Origin of the sequence: Streptococcus oralis subsp. dentisani, assembly GCF_002096685.1 — a bacterium.
Lineage (GTDB): Bacteria > Bacillota > Bacilli > Lactobacillales > Streptococcaceae > Streptococcus > Streptococcus oralis_AD.
This window is the reverse complement of the sequence record NZ_NCVA01000007.1, coordinates 1-1639: the sequence shown is the minus strand read 5'-3', so window position 1 is coordinate 1639 and position 1639 is coordinate 1. Positions and strand designations below refer to the sequence as shown.

The 1639-nt window shown below is 46.1% G+C and carries 5 protein-coding genes; 3 read left to right on the top strand and 2 right to left on the bottom strand.

Going from position 1 to position 1639, the window contains the following annotated elements; genetic code table 11:
* A partial coding sequence (locus B7705_RS10160; RefSeq protein WP_463606924.1) for a hypothetical protein occupies nt 1-741 on the top strand: 741 nt, incomplete at its 5' end.
* On the opposite strand, the gene B7705_RS00115 is transcribed toward B7705_RS10160, so the two are convergent.
* Entirely contained in the window at nt 734-976 is a 243-nt protein-coding gene (locus B7705_RS00115; RefSeq protein ID WP_084946694.1) for a hypothetical protein, read from the bottom strand. The two genes, B7705_RS10160 and B7705_RS00115, sit on opposite strands and share 8 nt — an antisense overlap.
* A 6-nt stretch (nt 977-982) precedes the next feature.
* Nucleotides 983-1120, bottom strand: a complete 138-nt coding sequence (locus tag B7705_RS09705) for a hypothetical protein (protein WP_158085995.1) — start codon at nt 1118-1120, stop codon at nt 983-985.
* A gap of 180 nt (nt 1121-1300) precedes the next feature.
* Between B7705_RS09705 and B7705_RS09700 the strand changes: the two genes are divergently transcribed.
* Together B7705_RS09700 and B7705_RS09695 are read left to right on the top strand one after the other, a co-directional pair.
* On the top strand, nt 1301-1453 hold the full coding sequence (locus B7705_RS09700; protein ID WP_158085994.1) for a hypothetical protein: 153 nt from the start codon (nt 1301-1303) through the stop codon (nt 1451-1453).
* Between the two features lie 9 nt (nt 1454-1462).
* Nucleotides 1463-1615 (top strand): hypothetical protein, encoded by a 153-nt coding sequence (locus tag B7705_RS09695; RefSeq protein ID WP_158085993.1) that lies wholly within the window; start codon nt 1463-1465, stop codon nt 1613-1615.
* Nucleotides 1616-1639 lie beyond the last annotated feature (24 nt).

Here is a 1639-nt window from a genome sequence, read left to right as displayed (position 1 = left end):
GAGCTTGCACTTACTGATGCTGATACGCTGTTGCTCAAGCTTGTGCTTAATGAGTGGCTAGCACTAATTGATGCAGACACGCTGTTGCTCAAGCTTGTGCTTGCTGATACTGAAGCACTAATTGAAGCTGACACGCTGTTGCTCAAGCTTGTGCTTGCTGATTGGCTAGCACTGATTGAGGCAGACACGCTGTTGCTCAAGCTTGTGCTTGCTGATTCAGATGCACTAATTGAAGCAGACACGCTGTTGCTCAAGCTTGTGCTTGCTGATTGGCTAGCACTGATTGAGGCTGACACGCTGTTGCTCAAGCTTGTGCTTGCTGATTCAGATGCACTAATTGAAGCTGACACGCTGTTGCTCAAGCTTGTGCTTGCTGATACTGAAGCACTAATTGAAGCTGACACGCTGTTGCTCAAGCTTGTGCTTGCTGATACTGAAGCACTAATTGATGCAGACACGCTATTGCTCAAGCTTGTGCTTGCTGATGCTGAAGCTGATTCACTTGCAGATACTGATGCTGAAGCTGATTCACTTGCAGATACTGATGCTGAAGCTGATTGGCTTGCAGATACTGATGCTGAAGTGCTTTGGCTTGCAGATACTGATGCGCTAGTTGATTGGCTTGAGCTTACTGATGCTGAAGTTAATTGGCTTGCTGATACTGACGCTGAAGCTGATTGGCTTGCAGATACTGATGCGCTAGTTGATTGGCTTGAGCTTACTGATGCTGAAGTTAATTGACTTGCAGATACTGACGCTGAAGCTGATTGGCTTGCTGATACAGATGCTGAAGTTGATTGACTAGCTGATACTGATGCTGAAGCTGATTGGCTTGCAGATACTGATGCTGAAGCTGATTCACTTGCTGATACAGACGCTGAAGTTGATTGGCTTGCTGATACTGACGCTGAAGCTGATTGGCTAGCTGATACAGATGCTGAGTCGCTTGCTGATACTGATGCTGAAGCTGATTCACTTGAGCTTACTGATGCGCTAGTTGATTCACTTGCTGATACAGACGCTGAAGCTGATTCACTTGCTGATACTGATGCGCTTGCTGATTGGCTAGCTGATACAGATGCTGAGTCGCTTGCTGATACAGACGCTGAAGTTGATTCACTTGCAGATACTGATGCGCTTGCTGATACTGATGCGCTAGCTGATTGGCTTGAGCTTACTGATGCTGAAGCGCTTTGGCTTGAGCTTACAGAAGCTGAAGTTGATTCACTTGCAGATACTGATGCTGAAGTTGATTCACTTGCAGATACTGATGCTGAAGCACTTTGGCTAGCTGATACAGATGCTGAAGTTGATTCACTTGCAGATACAGATGCTGAAGTGCTTTGGCTTGCAGATACTGATGCTGAAGCTGATTGACTTGAGCTTACAGAAGCTGAAGCTGATTCACTTGCTGATGCTGAAGCGCTTTGGCTTGCTGATACTGATGCGCTAGCTGATTCACTTGCTGATACTGATGCTGAAGCGCTTTGGCTTGAGCTTACTGATGCTGAAGCGCTTTGGCTTGCTGATACTGATGCTGAAGCTGATTCACTTGCAGATACTGATGCTGAAGTTGATTCACTTGCAGATACTGATGCTGAAGCACTTTGGCTAGCTGATACAGATGCTGAAGTTGATT